The sequence below is a fragment of the Lichenicoccus sp. genome (assembly GCF_965276875.1).
Taxonomy (GTDB): Bacteria; Pseudomonadota; Alphaproteobacteria; order Acetobacterales; family Acetobacteraceae; genus Lichenicoccus.
Genome location: NZ_OZ255701.1, coordinates 1,230,964 through 1,246,757, shown reverse-complemented (window position 1 = coordinate 1,246,757; position 15,794 = coordinate 1,230,964). Strand labels below are relative to the sequence as shown.

Here is a 15,794-nt window from a genome sequence, read left to right as displayed (position 1 = left end):
AGTGGTGCCGCCGGGCTGACTGACGGGAGCCGTGGCACGCCGGCGCATGCCGGCCAGCGATGCGGTCGCGGTATCAACTGCAGCAAACCGATATCTCCAACGCAACTTTCATTTGGTTATTATCGGGCGCGCATGGATCCGGCTCATCGAGCGGGCCGAAAAGAGGCCCTCGTTGCTCCGCCTGCGCATCCGGGATGAAGTCGATAACGACAAAGCAGACGCAAAGAGAACGTCAATAGGGAGATCAACGTGACCAATCGGAGACAATCCGTGGCGGCCTGCGGGCCAGTCCGGCAACGCGCATTCGCCCTCGGCCTCTTCGGCGCGCTGCTCGCCACGGTGGCAGTAACGCCCCCCGCAACGGCGCTGGAAGTGCAGCCGCGATCCGGCCTGCCCGCCTCGTCGGTGGTCAACGCGCCCGCCGGGCCGGTCCAGGGTATCGTCGATAAGGGCGTGTCCGAATATCTCGGCATTCCCTACGCGGTGCCGCCCACAGGCCCGCTGCGCTGGCAACCGCCGCAACCGTTTCCGGCCTTCTCGCAGCTCCGTCAGGCCAATCAATTCGGTCCGACCTGCGCCCAGATCACCACCACCGGCGTATTCGCAAGCCCCAGCGTCAACGAGGATTGCCTCTACGTCAACGTGTTCACGCCGAACCTGAAGACCGCAAATAAGCTGCCGGTCCTCGTCTTCATCCACGGCGGCGGCAACTACGACGGCGAGAGCAACGACTATGATGCGACCAAGCTCGCGGCACAGGGTCAGATGATCGTCGTCACCTTCAACTACCGCCTCGGGTTCCTCGGCTTCCTGGCCAACCCAGCGCTCGATGCCGAGGGGCATCCGTTCGCCAATTACGGCATCCTGGACCAGCAGCTCGTGCTCAAGTGGGTGCAGAAGAACATCGCCGCCTTCGGCGGGGATCCCGCTCGGGTCGCACTCGGCGGCCAGTCCTCCGGCTCCTATGATAGCGCCTCGAACGTCGTCTCGCCACTGGCCGCGGGGCTGTTCAATCGCGCCATCTTCGAGAGCGTCCTGTTCGATTCGCTGCCTCTGCCGGTCGCCGAGCAGATCGGCACCGGAGTCGCGGAGGCGCTAGGCTGCGGCCCAGGTGCGACACCCGCCGTCGCCGCCTGCCTGCGCAGCCAGCCGGTCCAGGCGATCCTCGCCGTCCAAGGCACTCCGCAGGCGAACGGTCCGCTAATACTCCCGCTGACGATCTCCGACGGGACGATCATCCCTGCGCAAGGCATCTACGCCAGCTTCAGCAGCGGCACCTTCAACCACATGCCGATCATCAGCGGCTTCGTGCACGACGAGGAAAACTTCTTCGACGCGCCGCAGGTCTATTTCAGCGGTAAGCCGATCACCGCGGCCGACGTGACGGCCCTGGCCCAGGCCGATTACGGCGCCAACGCGAGCAAGGTGCAGGCCGCCTTCCCGACGAGCGCATTCCCAACGCCACAGCTGGCGGCCGACGCGATCGGCACGCCATTCTTCGCCTGCCCGCAATTCAACATCAACAAGACGATCTCGACCCAGGTGCCCTTCTACGCCTACCAGTTCGACGACAAGACGGCGCCATTCTACTACCCGCCGCTGCCGCAATTCCAGTCGCTCGCCTATCATACCGGCGATCTGCAATATTTGTTCCCGCATTTCCACGGCAGCGTAAACGGCATTCCGCGACAGCTGAATCTGCAGCAGTGGCTGCTATCGGACGAGATGGTGGCGCTGTGGTCCAACTTCGTCCACACCGGCAACCCGAACTGGAGCGGCAACTTCCCCTGGCCACGCTACGACTCCAGCCAGGCGGCCACCTCGTTCTATCTGTCGGAGAACATCCCCCTGCTGTCGCTGCTGAGTGACAGCACGGTCTCGCAGCAGCACAGCTGCGATTTCTTCCTGCCCTTTATCGCGTTCTGAGGCGGACTCCCCGCTCCTGAGGTGTCACTTGTGTCCAGGCATTGACACATGCGTCGAATCATGAAATTCGAGCTGGATGCTTCAGAGAGCGCGGAGCTTTGACGGAAATGGATCCAGTTGGTGGACCCGTCCTACGCGGTGTGGACCATACGGCGCGGCCGACCTGGAAGCTCCGTGAGACGATCGAATTCTATCGGGACGCTCTCGGGCTGCCCTTGGTCCACGCGATCACCGCGAAGGGCTGGGGCCGCGAGAACGAGCAGCATGCCGATTTCATCCACTTCTTCTTCGACAGCGGCCGTGGCAGTACGATTGCGTTCTTTTACTACATAGGAACACAGCAGCCGGACACGATGCGGGTTCCCCGCGGCTACATGGCGATGGCGAACCACACCGCCTGGAGCGTTGACTCCGAGGAGGAACTGCTGGCCTGGCAGACGCGCCTTGAGGAAAAGGGCGTGCGCGTCAGCCAGTCGATCCGGCACGAAATCCTTGAGTCGATTTACTTCCGTGACCCGAACGGCTACCCGCTGGAGATCACCCGGTCCTTGCGCGACCTCGAGCCGCTCGACGCTATCGACGCGGAGTTGACCGTCGCCGCCGCCCTGGAGTTGGAGGAGTCTGGCCGCTGGGATGGCATCGAGAGCCTGTGGCGGACCAAGGCGAGCCTGGTGCGGCAGCATCAGCAGGATGCCGCAGACCAGGGCGCATTGGGTGCATGAGCGGCTTCTTCGTCCTCGACGTGCCGGAGTTCAGCGCCCTCGCGCATGTGGCTGAGCAAAATCCCAACTGCGTGGTCCACCCGGCCGGCGGCGGCTACCGATACGTCCAGTTCCATGGTGCGATCGACATCAGGCGGCAGGATACCGGCCTCAGCGAAGCCGTCTGGTTCGGCTGTCTCACCGGCGGATTGGACGGAAAGATCGACACCTTCAACAAGGACGTCATCCGGCTGGTGGAGACGAACGAACCGATTTGACTCCTCGGCACGGCTTGCACGGACTTTGCCCGTTATTGGCGCCCGGTCATGTGGAGAGGTTGAGGTCGATCAGGTCGAGGTTCTCCCGGATGGATGCCACCAGCGACTTCATATCGCGAGCCGTTCCGGTCCCAGCCGGCTTCTGGACCGTGGCCAGGGCGAGCGCCGCGATCTGATCGGCGACCTCTTTGCGGCTCAGCTTGCCGGATGGAGAGAACCACCAAGCGGCCCAGTTGCACATGCCAAGGATGGCGAACGCGGCGACCTGGGCGTCGACCGGCCTGAATTCACCGTCCGTGATGCCGCCCTGGATCAGATCGACCATGCCACGAAGGACGCGGCGCTTCGTGTCCCGGTGCGCGGCCGCCAGCTTCTTCGGGAGTTCGCTCTCGGCGTTATCGAGCAGTTTAAAGTGCGTGTGCGGGTCGGTAACCCACATGACAAGCTGTCTGGCCGCTTCCGTCAGCCTTGCCGAGTGGCTTGCCCCTTTCAGGCCACCCAGCTCGGAGAAGATTGTTGTCGGCCGCTGCGTCACGCCCCGTAGAAGTTCCTCAAGCAACGCTTCCTTGCTGGAGAAGTAGTAGTAGATGGAGGTCCGGCTGAGCCCGATCTCGTTTGCGATATCCTGCAAACTGGTCGCGGCGAAGCCACGGGTTGCGAACAAGGCGGCGGCTTTGTCCAGCACTTCGACCACGAGCACTTCCCGACGCGGACCGTTGCGCTCGGCAGGCAGCGAGCGGCTACGTCGCATCTCTGGTGGTGGGCTGCGCGGGGTGCGCCTCGTCCTAGGCTGGGCTGGCATCTACCACCTGGATAATCCTGTCCGCCGTCGATCGGCCCTGCATGCGTAGGGCAGGCGTGACCGTGGAACAAGGCGGCTTGCGTGCGCCGCAACGGGCCGCGGCGTTACGCAAAATGCTGTGCCAGCCAGTCCCGGACCGCATTGCCGGCGAGTTCCCTCCCGGGCGGCTCCCCGGGCGCAAGCGCCTGGCCATGGTGGTCGCCGCGAAACCTGAACCGCTGCTTACCGGTTGAGGGGATGGCGGCGTAGATGCGTTCGGCATCGGCCGGGAACACGACGCTGTCGCCGGTGTACTCGATGAACAGGCATGGCTGTTGCACGCTGACGGCGGTCCGAGCGAGGTTGGCGCGCGAGGACAGGCCTGACCATGTGGAGAGCCAGGCCTCGGGCGTGCAGAACCGGCCGAACCCGACCACGCCGAAATTGGTGGTGAATGGGTCCTTGCTCCACACCGACCCGACCGTACGGTCCGACGGATCGATCGAGAGGTCCCAGCAACGCAGGTCAGCATCGGTCCGCCACACGATCATCGCGGGCGCGTAGGCACCCGCGATCCGGTCGCCACGCGTGCCGCCTTCCTTGAACCGCTTGCGTGCGGCGACCCGCGCCTTGATGAGGTCTCGTGCCGTTGTATCCAGCCGGGCAACCCTGTCCGTCTGGGCCGCGCGATAGCGGTCGATGAAGTCGGGCTCGTATCGGGAACTGCCTTCCTTGAATCCATTTCGGCGGTCCAGGAAGTCGAGCTCAGGGATCGTCGCCAAAGGATCGCGCTCATCCGCCACCGCCGGGTCGATGCAGTTCTGGAGGACGACGCCCTGTCCGGGATGGGGAGCGACGAAGACCATGCCGTCCACGGCCGGCATCCGTGCGTCCCGCAGCCTTGTCGGGCGCCCGCTCGGCGTGCGTTCGAGACGGTCGTCAGGTGCCAGCAGCGATTGCTCATTATAGAAGCCATACAGGCTGGCACCGCCGGAGTTGCCGACGAGGATCACCCGCCTGAAGCCCGCATCACGCAGGAACGAGACGCCGGCGGCAACGTCCAGGAGCGCCGTCTCATGCTCAAGTCGGAGGTCGGAGCCAACCGACCGCGACGTCTGCGTGAAGACCGAGCGTCCCGCGGCCAGGATCTCGGGGATGAGATAGTGCGTGGCCAAAAACTCCCGCGGGTGCATGATGCACAACACGGTGTCGGATCGATCGCGGCTGTAGAGGAAACCATTGACTGCCGCACCATCGCCTGTCCGAAGCGGCTGGACGGACACCCGGGTGCCTTCCGGCAAACCTTGCATCGTCCAACCGGCGTTGCGAAACCCTGCTGTCGGCTGATCTGCCACCGAGTGGTCCCGTCGGATTTGTTGGAACCTCGACGCTAATGTCGCCGCCTTGCCAGCGCAAGAGGGCGTTCTGATTGTTCGACGAACCTGTTGAAATACAGACGCCTTTGCTTTAGCTCTCGAAGTAGGCGCGAACCAGGACGCAAGGCTCCACGTAGTCGATGACCTCGATAGACATTCACCACCACTTCTATCCGACCTCGAAGGACAATGAGGGCCGCCGCTGGTCGGTTGAGATGACGCTCGACGAGCTGGATCGGAACGGGATCACCGCGGCCATCGGCAGCTTGCCGCCGGTCCGCTGCACCGGCAGTGACGACGGCTGCTCGCAGGCCCGCAGGTGGAACGAGTGGGCGACGCGTATCTGCCTGGATCACCCGGGACGCCTTGGAGTGTTCGCGTCGCTCCCGCTTCGGGACGTTGACGCCGCCCTCGCCGAGTTTGCCTACGCCTACGATGTCCTTCATGCAGACGGGATCGGTCTGCCCACGAACGACGGGGACACCTGGCTCAGCGACGAGCGGTTTTTGCCCTTGTACGAGGAGATGAACCGCCGTAAGGCGGTCGTCTTCTTCCATCCATACTCGACGGCACGCTGCCTGGACCTGGGCCATGCCTACGGCGGAGATCTGATCTCGCCGGCGTGGCTCGAGTTCCCGACCAATACGGGGCGGACCATCCTGGGCCTGCTCGCGACGGGGGTGACCCGGCAATTTAAGGATATCCGCTTCATATTCTGCCACGGCGGCGGGATCATGCCCGCATTGCTCGGCCGGATCGCCGGGTTCGAAGGATGGGATACGGTTGGCCCGGACACGCTCGAGCGGACGTTCCCCGGCGGCGTCCACGCGGCGTTCGCGCGGCTCTACTTCGATTGCGCCCAGGCCTACGCGCCGGAGATGTTCGCGCTCCTGCGGCGGATCGCGCCGGCGAGCCATCTGCTCTTCGGCAGCGACTACAGCTACTTTCCAGTGGCGCACAGCGTCAGGCAGCTCAACGAACTCGGCTTGGCCGAGGGCGTGCATGCAGCTGTCGCCGGCGGGAACGCGGCGGCCCTGTTCCCACGGTTCGACCCCGGCTCCCAGGGCAAAATCCGATCAGGTGGAAACACCTGATCGGATAAATTTGCCCGAATATCAGTGTGTCAGAGCGCTACTGCGCGCCAGTCGGCGCGCAAATCGCTCTAGGCCGAATGCTCAGGCGCGTCAGTGCATGACGGAGCCGCCGTCAACGACGATGGTCTGACCCGTCATGAAGTCGCTCTCGGACGACAGCAGGAATCCGACGACTCCCGTCAGGTCCTCCGGCGTTTGGTCGCGGACCAGGCAGCGCGACAGAACCGTGGCTCGGACCATCTCCTGCGGATAGTCCTCGCTGTTCTTGATGCCCTCGCTCAGGGTCAGGCCGGGTGCCACGCAGTTGACGCATATGCCGTCTTGTCCAAGCTCCCGCGCGATGGCACGGGTGAGCGCGATCACCGCCCCCTTGGAGGACACGTAGTGCAGCATCATCGGCGTGCCCTTGAACACGGTGCCCGATGCGATGTTGACGATCTTGCCGTAATGCTGGCGGCGCATCACGGGCAGGACGGCCTTGATGCACTCGAAGGTGCCGCGGACATTGACCTGGAGCACCCGGTCGAACTCGTCCGAGGCGATCTCCTCGAACCGCTTCGGGCGCAATGCGGCGAACAGCGCCGCATTGTTGACCAGCCCGTCGATCGTCCCGAACCGCTCAACGGTTTCCTGCGCGAGGCGGCCGGCGGCTTGCTGGTTCGTGACGTCGCAGATGCTGCCGATCGCATCGCCGCCGGCGTCCTTGATCGCCATGACGGTGGCGTCGGGCGGCTGGAGGTCGCACACACTGACACGTGCGCCCTCGGTGGCCAGCGCCTTGGCATAGGCCGCACCGATACCCTGAGCGCCGCCCGTCACGATGACGACCCGGTTCGACAATCTTGCCATCGGCCCCTTCCCTCCGCCCTCTTCCAGCTAATCGCTTTCGCCGGACACTAAGCCGGCGAGACGAGGCGTTGCTGTTCGGCGAGATCAGCGAAATCCGGATCAAGCCGCCGCAGCCGCTCGTTGCTGATCCGCCCCGTCCGCATCATGAAGTCGTAGGCGAAGGCGATCGGGTCGAGGTGCATCCGCTCATCGACCGTCTCATACCAGAGGATGCTCTTCATCGCCGCACTTTGGAACGAATCAGCACCGTGCCTGCGGTCCCGCTCGAACATCGCGAACGTGGCATCAACGTCGCCGCCGTGCGCCCGCAGCGCCGTGGCGAGCCCGATCGCGTCCTGCAGCGCCATCCTCGTCCCCGAGCCGATCGAAGGATGGACGGTCTTCAGCGCATCGCCAATCAGCACGATGTTCCCGGTGTGCCAGCGGCGGCTGGTGACGAATTCGGGGTTGAACCAGAGCGACCGATTGGAGACGAGCGCGGCACCGCCCAGGAAGTCCCGGAAGATGTCTCCGCAGATCGCCCGGCTCTCCTCGTCGCCCACACGGTCGAGACCGGCTCTGCGCCAGCTGTCCTCGCTGCACTCGATCACGAACGTGCCAAGCTCGGGAGAGAAGCGGTAGCTGTGCGCTATGAACGTGCCGAATTCGGTATCCTGGAAGACCAGGCCGACGGAGGTGAGCCGCTTGGGCGTGGCATACCACACCCACTTGTTCAACCGCGGCTCCTTCGTCGCCTGGAAATGCTGGTTCAGCGACGTGCGGACGGTGCTGTTGACCCCGTCCGCCCCAACGATCATGTCGTACCCGTGCAGCTCTGAGAGGGTCCTGACCGGCGATTCGAAATGCAGCCGCACGCCTGCCTCCCGAGCGCTTTGCTGCATCAGCTGCAGCAGCTTCACGCGCCCGATGCCGAGGAAGCCGTTCCCTTTCAGCTCGATCGGAACGCTCTTTTGCACGATGGTGATGCGGTCCTGGAACTCGGCGTGCTCGGAAATCCCCTCACGCAATTCGCGATCGACGCCGTCCAGTATTGCAAGGGCCACGTCCGCGAGCACCACGCCGAAACCGTAGGTCGCGTCCGCCGGGTTCTGCTCGAATACGTCCACCTCGTGAGCCGACTCGGCTTGCTTCGCCAATTTCGCGAAAAGCAGCCCTGCTGGTCCGCCTCCTATCACCGCTATGCGCACATCCAGGCTCCCGCATGACCAAATTCGCTCATCGTCATAGTTGTCAGGATGTTGACATATACGTCGGGCGCGGCCAAGCTGTTTTGGTAAGGCGAGGCTATTCCGACCGGCGCGGGCACCACGGATGAATGTCCAAAGTCGTCCCGCAAGCATAAAAACAACGGCGGGCGCTGGGAGAAGATAAGCAATGGACGAGACACCCGCCTTGGATTTGGACACGCTCATCGACGGCCAGAAGGTCAGGCCAGCGACGATCGTCTTCCTGGTGGTCACCACGCTCGCCATGTTGGCTGACGGCTTTGACCTGTCCGCGATCGGCTACGTCGCTCCAGAGCTCGTCAAGCATTGGCACGTCGCGCGTGCAGGGCTGACCTCCGTCTTCTCCGCCGGCATCATCGGTCTGTTGTTCGGGGGGCCGCTACTCGGCTACGTGGGCGACCGGGTGGGTCGAAAGAGGGCGATTGTAATTGGTTTGTGCATTGTTGGCGGCGTCACGCTCGTGACGATGGCAGCCCGCACACTGCCACAGTTCACCGTACTGCGATTCCTGACCGGCCTCGGGCTGGGCGGCGTCTTCCCGAACGTGATTGCGCTAACCGCCGAGATCGCGCCGAAACGCCTGCGCGGCAGGTTCATCGTAATCGTCAATTTCGGCGTGCCGGCCGGCATCTCCATCCCCGGGCTGGTGGCGGCGGCTCTCATCCCGCGTTTCGGCTGGCCCGTGCTGCTGCTGGTGGGTGGGCTGTTGCCGCTCGGCGTCGCTGCCGTGGTCACCTTCGTGCTGCCGGAGTCGATCAAATACCTCGCCCAACGCGGTGACCGCGATGGCGAGGTCAGACGACGGGTCCTCGCCATTCGGCCCGATCTTCCGGTTGGTGCCTCAACGCGCTTCGCGCCGGCGCGGCGCGTCCAGGCTATCGCAAGCGGCTCGCCGAAGGGGTTGTTCGCCGGAGGGCTGGCCGCGATCACCCCGCTGCTGTGGCTGGCGCTCGCGGCGAACCAGATGGCGAACTTCTTCTCCCTGAGCTGGCTGCCGACCCTGCTCCAGTCAACGGGATCCAGCACCGCGCATGCCGCGATCAATGCGTCGTTGTTTTCCATTGGCGGCTTGGCCGGGGGTGTTTGCCTGACCTTCATCGTGGACCGCCTGGGCGTCATCCCGATGATCGTGCTGTTCCTCGCCGGCGTGCCGCTCGTGGCGGCGATCGGCACGCCGGCCATACCGCCGTTCGCGTTTGCCGCCATCATCGCCGGCGCTGGCTTCTGCGTCACCGGGATCAACTTCAACATGGGCGCGGCGTTGGGCATGATCTATCCCACGCCGGTACGCGCCCTCGGGACCGGCTGGGCGCAGGCCATGGGGCGCGTCGGCTCGCTTGCCGCCCCTCTCGTCGGCGGCGCCTTGCTCGCGCTCCATCTGCCGATGCAGCAATTATTGTTCGCTCCGGCGGCAGCACTTGCGATCGGTGCCTTGGCGGCGATCCTCCTTGCAATCCTGTGCGTCCGCCGCTTCGGCGACACCCGTCTGCGCGAGTCGGCAGTCCCGGGGGCGATACGGCCACAGCTGGCGAAAGCAGCTCGCTCCAATGTCGTTTAGTCCGGGGTGCAACGGCGCAGGGCTTGGGGAGCCTGAGACGCGATGACTTTAAACCAGGAGAAGATCGCGGCTGAAAAGGCAAGCGCGGTCGAGCCGACAGCGCGCTACCCGATACCGGGCAGCCCCTATCACGCCCGCGATTACGCCCGCAGGCAGCTCGACCTTGGCAACTGGCTCGACCTGACGATCGGCGAGAGCTTGCGACTCACGGCAGCGGCGATGCCCGCCAAGGTCGCCATAGTTGGCCTGGAGGGTCCGGCGAGTTTTGCTGAGCTGGACGCCAGGACCGAGTCGGTCGCCGCGAGCCTGCTCGAGACTGGCTTGGCACCAGGCGACCGTGTGTTGTTTCAGCTGGGCACCAGCACGGCCTACTTCACCGCGTTCTACGGCTGCATGAAGGCTGGTGTCGTGCCGGTCTGCACGCTGCCGCAATACCGCTTGGCCGAGATGCGGCACTTTGCCGAGGCAACGTCGGCGAAAGCCATCTTCGCCCAGACCGATATGGCCGCCCGCTTCGACCAGGTCGGTTTCGCAGTGGAACTCGCGTCGGCGTGCCCGGGGTTGCGGCACGTGATTGCCGTGGGGGGCGAGCATGGGGACGCCACGTCGCTCGAGGCGATGGCGTCAGCGTTCGACGCCCGCGACGCCCGCGCCAGGACCGCTTGTGTCGAGGCTGGCGCCTGCGACGTGGCCGTGTTCCAGCTTTCGGGCGGCTCGACGAGCCTGCCGAAGATCATTCCAAGGATGCACGGCGAATACCTTGGAGCGACCATCCAGCTCTCGGCCAGATACGGCCTGACGGCTGACGACATCACGCTCTGGGGCCTGCCGCTCGTGCATAACGCGGGGACGCTGTTCGCGGTCCTTCCTGTGGGGCTGGAGGGGCGGACACTCGTGCTGCAGCCGCGGCTGGACGTCGTGGAAATGCTCCATCTGATCGGTGAGCACCGGGTGACGTTCAGCGGCAGCATCGGACCGGTCGCGGCCAAGCTGCTCGAGGTGAATGACCTTCGACGCTACGACATCAGCACGCTGAAACAATTCTTTTCGCTGACCCGGGCCGATGCGGTCGAGGCGCATGTCGGCGTGCCCGTCGGCCAGATGTTCGGGATGACCGAGGGCATGGTGTTCGCCGCGTCGCCGAATTCCTCCGCGGCCCTCCGCCATCGCACTGTCGGCCATCCCGTCTCGCCGGGCGACGCGGTGCGTTTGCTGGTTCCGGGGGAGGAGACGGAGGTGGCGTTCGGCGACATCGGCGAGCTTTGCTTCCGTGGTCCGAGCACGCTCACCGGCTACTATAACGATCCCGCAACCACGGCCGCTTCCTTCACCACGGACGGGTTCTTCCGCTCTGGCGACCTCATGCAGGCGCACCGGCTGGACGGATTGGTCTGCTACTCGTTCGAAGGGCGGATCAAGGACAACATCAACCGAGGCGGCGAGAAGATCGGCGCCGAGGAGATTGAGGGATTGATCGCTCAGCATCCTGACGTCATGGACTGCCGCGTCGTCGCGATGCCGGACAGGATGTTCGGCGAAAAGGCGTGCGCATTCCTGATCGTGCACGAAGGGCGACGCGCGCCGACCGTGCAGAGCCTGGGAGAGTTCCTCCTGCAAAAGGGCATTGCCAAGTTCAAGCTTCCCGAGCGGGTCGAGGTCATCGACAGCTTCCCGCTCACGCGGGTTGGCAAGGTGGACAAGGCCCAGCTAAGGATCCTCATTGCCCGGCTGGTCGCCGCCAAGGCGGATGCCGGAACGCCCGGTTAGCGTATGACGGTCTGGGACCCGTGCTCGGTGTCTGGTCCCGGCGATGAAGCTGACTTGGGCAGATACGCGGGCACCGCACCCGCGTGCTCGACATGACCCGCTTCGGCCTGATCGGCGGTCGGCATCCATGCGCAAGTCCTGGTCGCGGCAGCCTGGACCGTTACGTACCCGCGACCCATGTGCGCGATATTTGCAGGCAGTGTCAGGCGAGCCCTGACGCGCCTCGGAAATTCTGAGCCGAACGAGATGAAAAGCGAGGAGAACACAGCCATGCCGCAGCATTCCGAGACTCCGATTTACGAAACCGACCTGTTCTCGCCGACGGCATTGCGAGAGCCGTTCGGTCATTATCGCGCCATGCGTGACCTGGGGCCGGTTGTTCGCCTGCGCGACCCCGATGTCTTCGCCTTGCCCCGGTTCGATGACGTGCGCGATGCGCTGCAAGCCTCCGATATCCTTTATTGCTCGGGCGGAGTCGGCTTCAGCCCGGAATTCAACCAGCCCGGCATGCCCAACCTGCTGCAGTCCGACGGCGATCAGCACCGCCGGCTGCGCGCAGAGGTCATCAGGCCGTTGCTGCCGGCGCAGTTGAAGCAGCACCGGGCGTTGCTGAAGACATTGATTGCGGAGCGTATCAGCGCGCTGGTCGATCGCGGACCATTCGATGCCGTCGCCGAAATCGCCCGCTTGCTACCCCTGGCCGCGATCAGCGCTTTGGTTGGCCTGCCAGAGGAGGGGCGCGCGGCCATGCTGGACTGGGCAGCCGCGACCTTCAACGCCTTGGGACCGAGGCGGGATGGGTCCGACCGCGATTTCGAGCTGCTGGCCGGATGGCGCACCTACCTGCTGGGTCTGGAATGGACGGATATTCGGGAGGGCAGTTGGGCGCGGACGCTGGAAGGCGCGATCGCCTCGGGAAAACTGAGCGAGGCGGAGGCGCGCGGGGCGCTCAGCGCCTATGTCATTCCCAGCCTGGATACCACGATCCTCGCAAAGGGCCATCTTCTGCATAATCTCGCGCGCAACCCCGAACAGTGGCGGCTGCTGCGCAATGATCCGTCGCTAATAACAAGTGCTGTGATTGAGGGCGTGCGGCACAGCTCAGTCGTCCGCTGGTTCTCGCGGCTGGCCAAGGCCAACTATCGGGTTGGTGGCGAGGTTATTCCAGCGGGGTCGCGCCTGATGATCATGTACGCGTGCGCGAATCGAGACGAGCGGCGCTTCGAGGATCCCGACCGTTTCGATGTCACGCGCGACGCACGGGCGCAGCTCGCCTGGGGCAGCGGGCCGCATCTATGCGGCGGCATGCACCTTGCGAAGATGGAAATGGAGGTCATGCTTGAGGCACTGATTGAACAATGCGAGATCCTGGAAGCAGGAACGCCGGAAGTCCATGCCAACCGCGGGCTATTCGGGTTCACGAGTCTGCCGTTCGAGCTTCGCTCGCGGGCCTGAACGCAGGCCCGTGCATTAAGGTAAGGAACAATCCGTGGCTTCCCTGACTGTCACCAACACCAATGGTGAAACCCGCATCGTTGAGGCGACTACCGGCCTTTCCGTCATGGAAAATATTCGAAAGGCCGGTTTCGACGATTTGCAGGCGCTATGCGGTGGAAGCTGCTCCTGCGCAACCTGCCATGTTATCGTTCATCCTGACCACTTCGAACAGGTCGGACTGCCGGGCGAGGATGAGCATGACTTGCTGGAGAGCTCGGACGAGCGTACGCCCACGTCGCGCCTGTCATGCCAGATCCCGTTCGAGCCGGTCCTGGACGGGCTTTGCGTGACGATCGCCAGAGAGGGTTGATGCCGCTGCCGCATGTGCCATTCGACATAGTAGGCCCGCATGCAGAGAAAGACATGCGCGCACCCGATGAGCAAGCCAGTGATGCACTGGGCGGATTTGGAGATCGACCGTCTTGATGCAGCGGAAGGCCCGCTCGACGCGAGCGAGGGATTTGTAGCTGCGTACCGTCGCCTCGTCATCGAGCGCTTCGGCAGGCAGGCTGGTGCGCACGACATAGAGGCCATCGGTTGCTGCCTCGGTGGTGATCTCGGCAGTCTTGCGGGCAAAGCTGAAGACGGTTTTGAAGGGCGGATCAAGGACAACATCAACCGAGGCGGCGAGAAGATTGGCGCCGAGGAGATTGAGGGATTGATCGCTCAACAACCCGAAATCATGGACTGCCGCGTCGTTGCGATGCCGGACAGGATGTTCGGCGAAAAGGCGTGCGCATTCCTGATCGTGCAAGAAGGGCGACGCGCGCCGACCGTGCAGAGCGCGGGAGAGTTCCTCCTGCAAAAGGGCATTGCCAAGTTCAAGCTTCCCGAGCGGGTCGAGGTCATCGACAGCTTCCCGCTCACGCGAGTTGGCAAGATGGACAAGGCCCAGCTACGGATCCTCATCGCCCAACTGGTCGCCGTCGCGGCGGATGACGGAACGCCCGGTTAGGCCGAGTTTCCTCCTGTGTGCTCCCTCGGCGTGGCGAACATTGTCGATCAACCATCGAGCCAGTCCTGCAATCCAACCAGCGTACGGAACGCCTCGGCGGCCCGGGTCTGCGCCCGCGGCAATGCCGCGGACGCCATTGCTGCCAGTGCGTGGCCGGGCCCGAGTTCGAGCACCCTGTCCACCCGCGCGGCGGCACACGATTCGAGGCAGGCCTGCCAGTCCACGGTGTGTGCGACCTGGGCAGCGAGTTTGTCGCGCCCGGCGGCAGTCGAGAGCACCGCGGCACCGTCGATGCCGCTCAGCAGCCTTGCCGGCCCGGGCGGACGTGCCGGCAAAGGGAGGGAGGCCAGCGCGTGGCCGAACGCCGCCGCCGCCGGCGCCATCAGCTTGGTATGCGCCGCGATCGCGACCGGCAGGCGCTGTGCGACGCCGCCAGCCGGCCCGACCGCGGCCGCCAACGCAACAAGCGGCTCGGATGCGCCGCCATACACCGCGTGGTCATCGGCCACACGGATGGCGAGGTGGGCACCGTGCGTCGCCGCCAGCGCATCGGCCGCGGCGCGGGGCAGGCCGCGTATGGCGAGCAACCCGCCCGGGGCCGCCGCGGCCGCCTGGTCCATCGCCCCGGCGCGCGCGGCGGCGAGCGTGAGCACCTGCGCCGGCGTCAGCAGCCCGGCGATCCCCCAGGCTGCGAGTTCGCCGACGCTGTAGCCCGCCACGATCCGCGCATCGCGGATGGAGCCGGACAGTGCCGCGGCGAGGGCGAGCGCCCCGGTGCAGCACAGGATCTGCGCGGTCCGGTTGTCGTGCAGCCCGCGCCCGCTGCTTGCGAGATTGCGCGGGTCGGCGCCGAGCAAAGCGGCGGCGGCCTCGAACACCGGTGCTGCCGCGGGGGCCGATTCGGTCAGCGCGAACATCGCCGCATGCTGGCCGCCTTGGCCCGAGCAGAGCAGTGCCAGCGCGCTCATGCGCATTCCATCCGATCGACGAACAGCGTTGCGGCCAGCAGATCGGCGCTGCCGCCGGGGCTCAAGCGCCGGGCGACGAAATCGGCATGGACCGCCTCGGCGCGGGCGAGCCAGCCCGGGGCGCGCACGCCGCCGGCGGCGAGGAACGAGGCAGCCGCGCCTCTCGCGTAGGCGAGCCCCTCGGCGCCGCCGCGATGCAGCAGGTTGGTGTCCTCTATGGTCGCGATCAGCGCGAAGCAGGCCTGCACCCGGGCGGCGACCTTGCCCGCCTCGCGCGCGTCGCGGAGCGCCGGCAGGCCGACTTGATAGATTGACGAGAAGCCGTGCGCGGCCTCGATCAGCGCGCCGGCCGCGCCGTGCCGCCGCCTTGCCCCAGCGCCGTGCGTGCCCCGCGGCGCAGGTGCTGCGAGCAGTGCCGGGCCCCACAGCCGGCGGACCACGGTGCCGAGCCCGCCTGGCGCTGGATGTCCGCGCCCGCTACCGGCTGCGGCCGTCAGCAGGCCGATGCTGAAGATCGCGCCGCGGTGCGTGTTCACCCCGTCTGTCGCGGCCAGCATCGCGGCCTCCGCCGCGCGCCCGATTCGGCGCAGTGCATCGAGCCCCGCCCCGGCGGCGCCTGCCTCGGCCAGCGACGCGAAGAACGGCCGCAGCACGCGCGCCGAAGCGGCGAGCAGCGCATGGTCCATGTCTACATGGCTCCCGCGATCGCGCGGTGTGACCAGGCCGGGCTTCGGCCAGGTGTCGAGCTCGTCGAGCAGCGCCGCCTCAGCGAGCGCGCCGATGCGTGCCGGGGCGAGGCCTTTGCGCATCACCACCGC

General features: G+C 65.4%; 15 protein-coding genes. 9 read left to right on the top strand and 6 right to left on the bottom strand.

Annotated elements, in window-relative coordinates; genetic code table 11:
* Nucleotides 1-249 precede the first annotated feature (249 nt).
* The 3 genes from ACQY4K_RS06150 to ACQY4K_RS06140 all read left to right on the top strand — a co-directional run bounded on the left by ACQY4K_RS06150 (nucleotide 250) and on the right by ACQY4K_RS06140 (nucleotide 2,905).
* Nucleotides 250-1,926 (top strand): carboxylesterase/lipase family protein, encoded by a 1,677-nt coding sequence (locus ACQY4K_RS06150; protein ID WP_428394355.1) that lies wholly within the window; start codon nucleotides 250-252, stop codon nucleotides 1,924-1,926.
* Between the two features lie 107 nt (nucleotides 1,927-2,033).
* Entirely contained in the window at nucleotides 2,034-2,648 is a 615-nt protein-coding gene (locus ACQY4K_RS06145) for a VOC family protein (protein ID WP_428394353.1), read from the top strand.
* Nucleotides 2,645-2,905: a hypothetical protein gene (locus ACQY4K_RS06140; protein WP_428394351.1), complete on the top strand. Its 261-nt coding sequence runs from the start codon at nucleotides 2,645-2,647 to the stop codon at nucleotides 2,903-2,905. The genes ACQY4K_RS06145 and ACQY4K_RS06140 overlap by 4 nt, the downstream gene beginning before the upstream one ends.
* Nucleotides 2,906-2,951: 46 nt before the next feature.
* Here ACQY4K_RS06140 and ACQY4K_RS06135 read toward each other — a convergent pair whose 3' ends face one another.
* Nucleotides 2,952-3,599 (bottom strand): TetR/AcrR family transcriptional regulator, encoded by a 648-nt coding sequence (locus tag ACQY4K_RS06135; RefSeq protein ID WP_428394349.1) that lies wholly within the window; start codon nucleotides 3,597-3,599, stop codon nucleotides 2,952-2,954.
* A 212-nt stretch (nucleotides 3,600-3,811) separates the two neighbouring features.
* Nucleotides 3,812-4,987 (bottom strand): hypothetical protein, encoded by a 1,176-nt coding sequence (locus ACQY4K_RS06130; protein ID WP_428394347.1) that lies wholly within the window; start codon nucleotides 4,985-4,987, stop codon nucleotides 3,812-3,814.
* A gap of 215 nt (nucleotides 4,988-5,202) precedes the next feature.
* On the opposite strand from ACQY4K_RS06130, the gene ACQY4K_RS06125 reads away from it, so the two are divergent.
* Nucleotides 5,203-6,156 carry an amidohydrolase family protein gene (locus ACQY4K_RS06125; RefSeq protein ID WP_428394345.1) on the top strand — a complete coding sequence of 318 codons (954 nt, stop codon included), beginning with the start codon at nucleotides 5,203-5,205 and terminating at the stop codon, nucleotides 6,154-6,156.
* A 90-nt stretch (nucleotides 6,157-6,246) separates the two neighbouring features.
* On the opposite strand, the gene ACQY4K_RS06120 is transcribed toward ACQY4K_RS06125, so the two are convergent.
* Both ACQY4K_RS06120 and ACQY4K_RS06115 read right to left on the bottom strand, forming a co-directional pair.
* Entirely contained in the window at nucleotides 6,247-7,005 is a 759-nt protein-coding gene (locus ACQY4K_RS06120; protein WP_428394343.1) for an SDR family NAD(P)-dependent oxidoreductase, read from the bottom strand.
* Between the two features lie 47 nt (nucleotides 7,006-7,052).
* The gene (locus tag ACQY4K_RS06115) at nucleotides 7,053-8,192 is read right to left on the bottom strand and encodes an FAD-dependent monooxygenase (protein ID WP_428394341.1); all 1,140 of its coding nucleotides are present in this window, start codon (nucleotides 8,190-8,192) and stop codon (nucleotides 7,053-7,055) included.
* 187 nt (nucleotides 8,193-8,379) lie between these two features.
* Here ACQY4K_RS06115 and ACQY4K_RS06110 point away from each other — a divergent pair, with 187 nt between their 5' ends.
* The 5 genes from ACQY4K_RS06110 (at nucleotide 8,380) to ACQY4K_RS06090 (ending at nucleotide 14,008) form a co-directional block, all read left to right on the top strand.
* The gene (locus ACQY4K_RS06110; protein WP_428394339.1) at nucleotides 8,380-9,789 is read left to right on the top strand and encodes an MFS transporter; all 1,410 of its coding nucleotides are present in this window, start codon (nucleotides 8,380-8,382) and stop codon (nucleotides 9,787-9,789) included.
* 42 nt (nucleotides 9,790-9,831) lie between these two features.
* On the top strand, nucleotides 9,832-11,556 hold the full coding sequence (locus ACQY4K_RS06105) for an AMP-binding protein (protein ID WP_428394337.1): 1,725 nt from the start codon (nucleotides 9,832-9,834) through the stop codon (nucleotides 11,554-11,556).
* A gap of 270 nt (nucleotides 11,557-11,826) precedes the next feature.
* Entirely contained in the window at nucleotides 11,827-13,011 is a 1,185-nt protein-coding gene (locus ACQY4K_RS06100) for a cytochrome P450 (protein ID WP_428394335.1), read from the top strand.
* Between the two features lie 34 nt (nucleotides 13,012-13,045).
* Nucleotides 13,046-13,363, top strand: a complete 318-nt coding sequence (locus ACQY4K_RS06095; protein ID WP_428394333.1) for a 2Fe-2S iron-sulfur cluster-binding protein — start codon at nucleotides 13,046-13,048, stop codon at nucleotides 13,361-13,363.
* Nucleotides 13,364-13,429: 66 nt separating this feature from the next.
* Complete coding sequence (locus ACQY4K_RS06090; RefSeq protein ID WP_428394331.1) at nucleotides 13,430-14,008, top strand: AMP-binding enzyme; 579 nt, start codon at nucleotides 13,430-13,432, stop codon at nucleotides 14,006-14,008.
* Between the two features lie 47 nt (nucleotides 14,009-14,055).
* On the opposite strand, the gene ACQY4K_RS06085 is transcribed toward ACQY4K_RS06090, so the two are convergent.
* Together ACQY4K_RS06085 and mdcB are read right to left on the bottom strand one after the other, a co-directional pair.
* Nucleotides 14,056-14,976: an acyltransferase domain-containing protein gene (locus ACQY4K_RS06085; protein ID WP_428394329.1), complete on the bottom strand. Its 921-nt coding sequence runs from the start codon at nucleotides 14,974-14,976 to the stop codon at nucleotides 14,056-14,058.
* On the bottom strand, nucleotides 14,973-15,785 hold the full coding sequence (gene mdcB / locus ACQY4K_RS06080; protein WP_428395992.1) for a triphosphoribosyl-dephospho-CoA synthase MdcB: 813 nt from the start codon (nucleotides 15,783-15,785) through the stop codon (nucleotides 14,973-14,975). The genes ACQY4K_RS06085 and mdcB overlap by 4 nt, the downstream gene beginning before the upstream one ends.
* Between the last annotated feature and the right edge of the window lie 9 nt (nucleotides 15,786-15,794).

Excerpts from the sequence above, each read along its gene's own strand:
- ACQY4K_RS06145 (WP_428394353.1), top strand. The coding sequence starts at position 2,034 with ATGGATCCAGTTGGTGGACCCGTCCTACGCGGTGTGGACCATACGGCG.
- ACQY4K_RS06140 (WP_428394351.1), top strand. The coding sequence starts at position 2,645 with ATGAGCGGCTTCTTCGTCCTCGACGTGCCGGAGTTCAGCGCCCTCGCG.
- ACQY4K_RS06125 (WP_428394345.1), top strand. The coding sequence starts at position 5,203 with ATGACCTCGATAGACATTCACCACCACTTCTATCCGACCTCGAAGGAC.
- ACQY4K_RS06120 (WP_428394343.1), bottom strand. The coding sequence starts at position 7,005 with ATGGCAAGATTGTCGAACCGGGTCGTCATCGTGACGGGCGGCGCTCAG.
- ACQY4K_RS06110 (WP_428394339.1), top strand. The coding sequence starts at position 8,380 with ATGGACGAGACACCCGCCTTGGATTTGGACACGCTCATCGACGGCCAG.
- ACQY4K_RS06105 (WP_428394337.1), top strand. The coding sequence starts at position 9,832 with ATGACTTTAAACCAGGAGAAGATCGCGGCTGAAAAGGCAAGCGCGGTC.
- ACQY4K_RS06100 (WP_428394335.1), top strand. The coding sequence starts at position 11,827 with ATGCCGCAGCATTCCGAGACTCCGATTTACGAAACCGACCTGTTCTCG.
- ACQY4K_RS06090 (WP_428394331.1), top strand. The coding sequence starts at position 13,430 with ATGAGCAAGCCAGTGATGCACTGGGCGGATTTGGAGATCGACCGTCTT.
- ACQY4K_RS06085 (WP_428394329.1), bottom strand. The coding sequence starts at position 14,976 with ATGAGCGCGCTGGCACTGCTCTGCTCGGGCCAAGGCGGCCAGCATGCG.
- mdcB (WP_428395992.1), bottom strand. The coding sequence starts at position 15,785 with ATGCGCAAAGGCCTCGCCCCGGCACGCATCGGCGCGCTCGCTGAGGCG.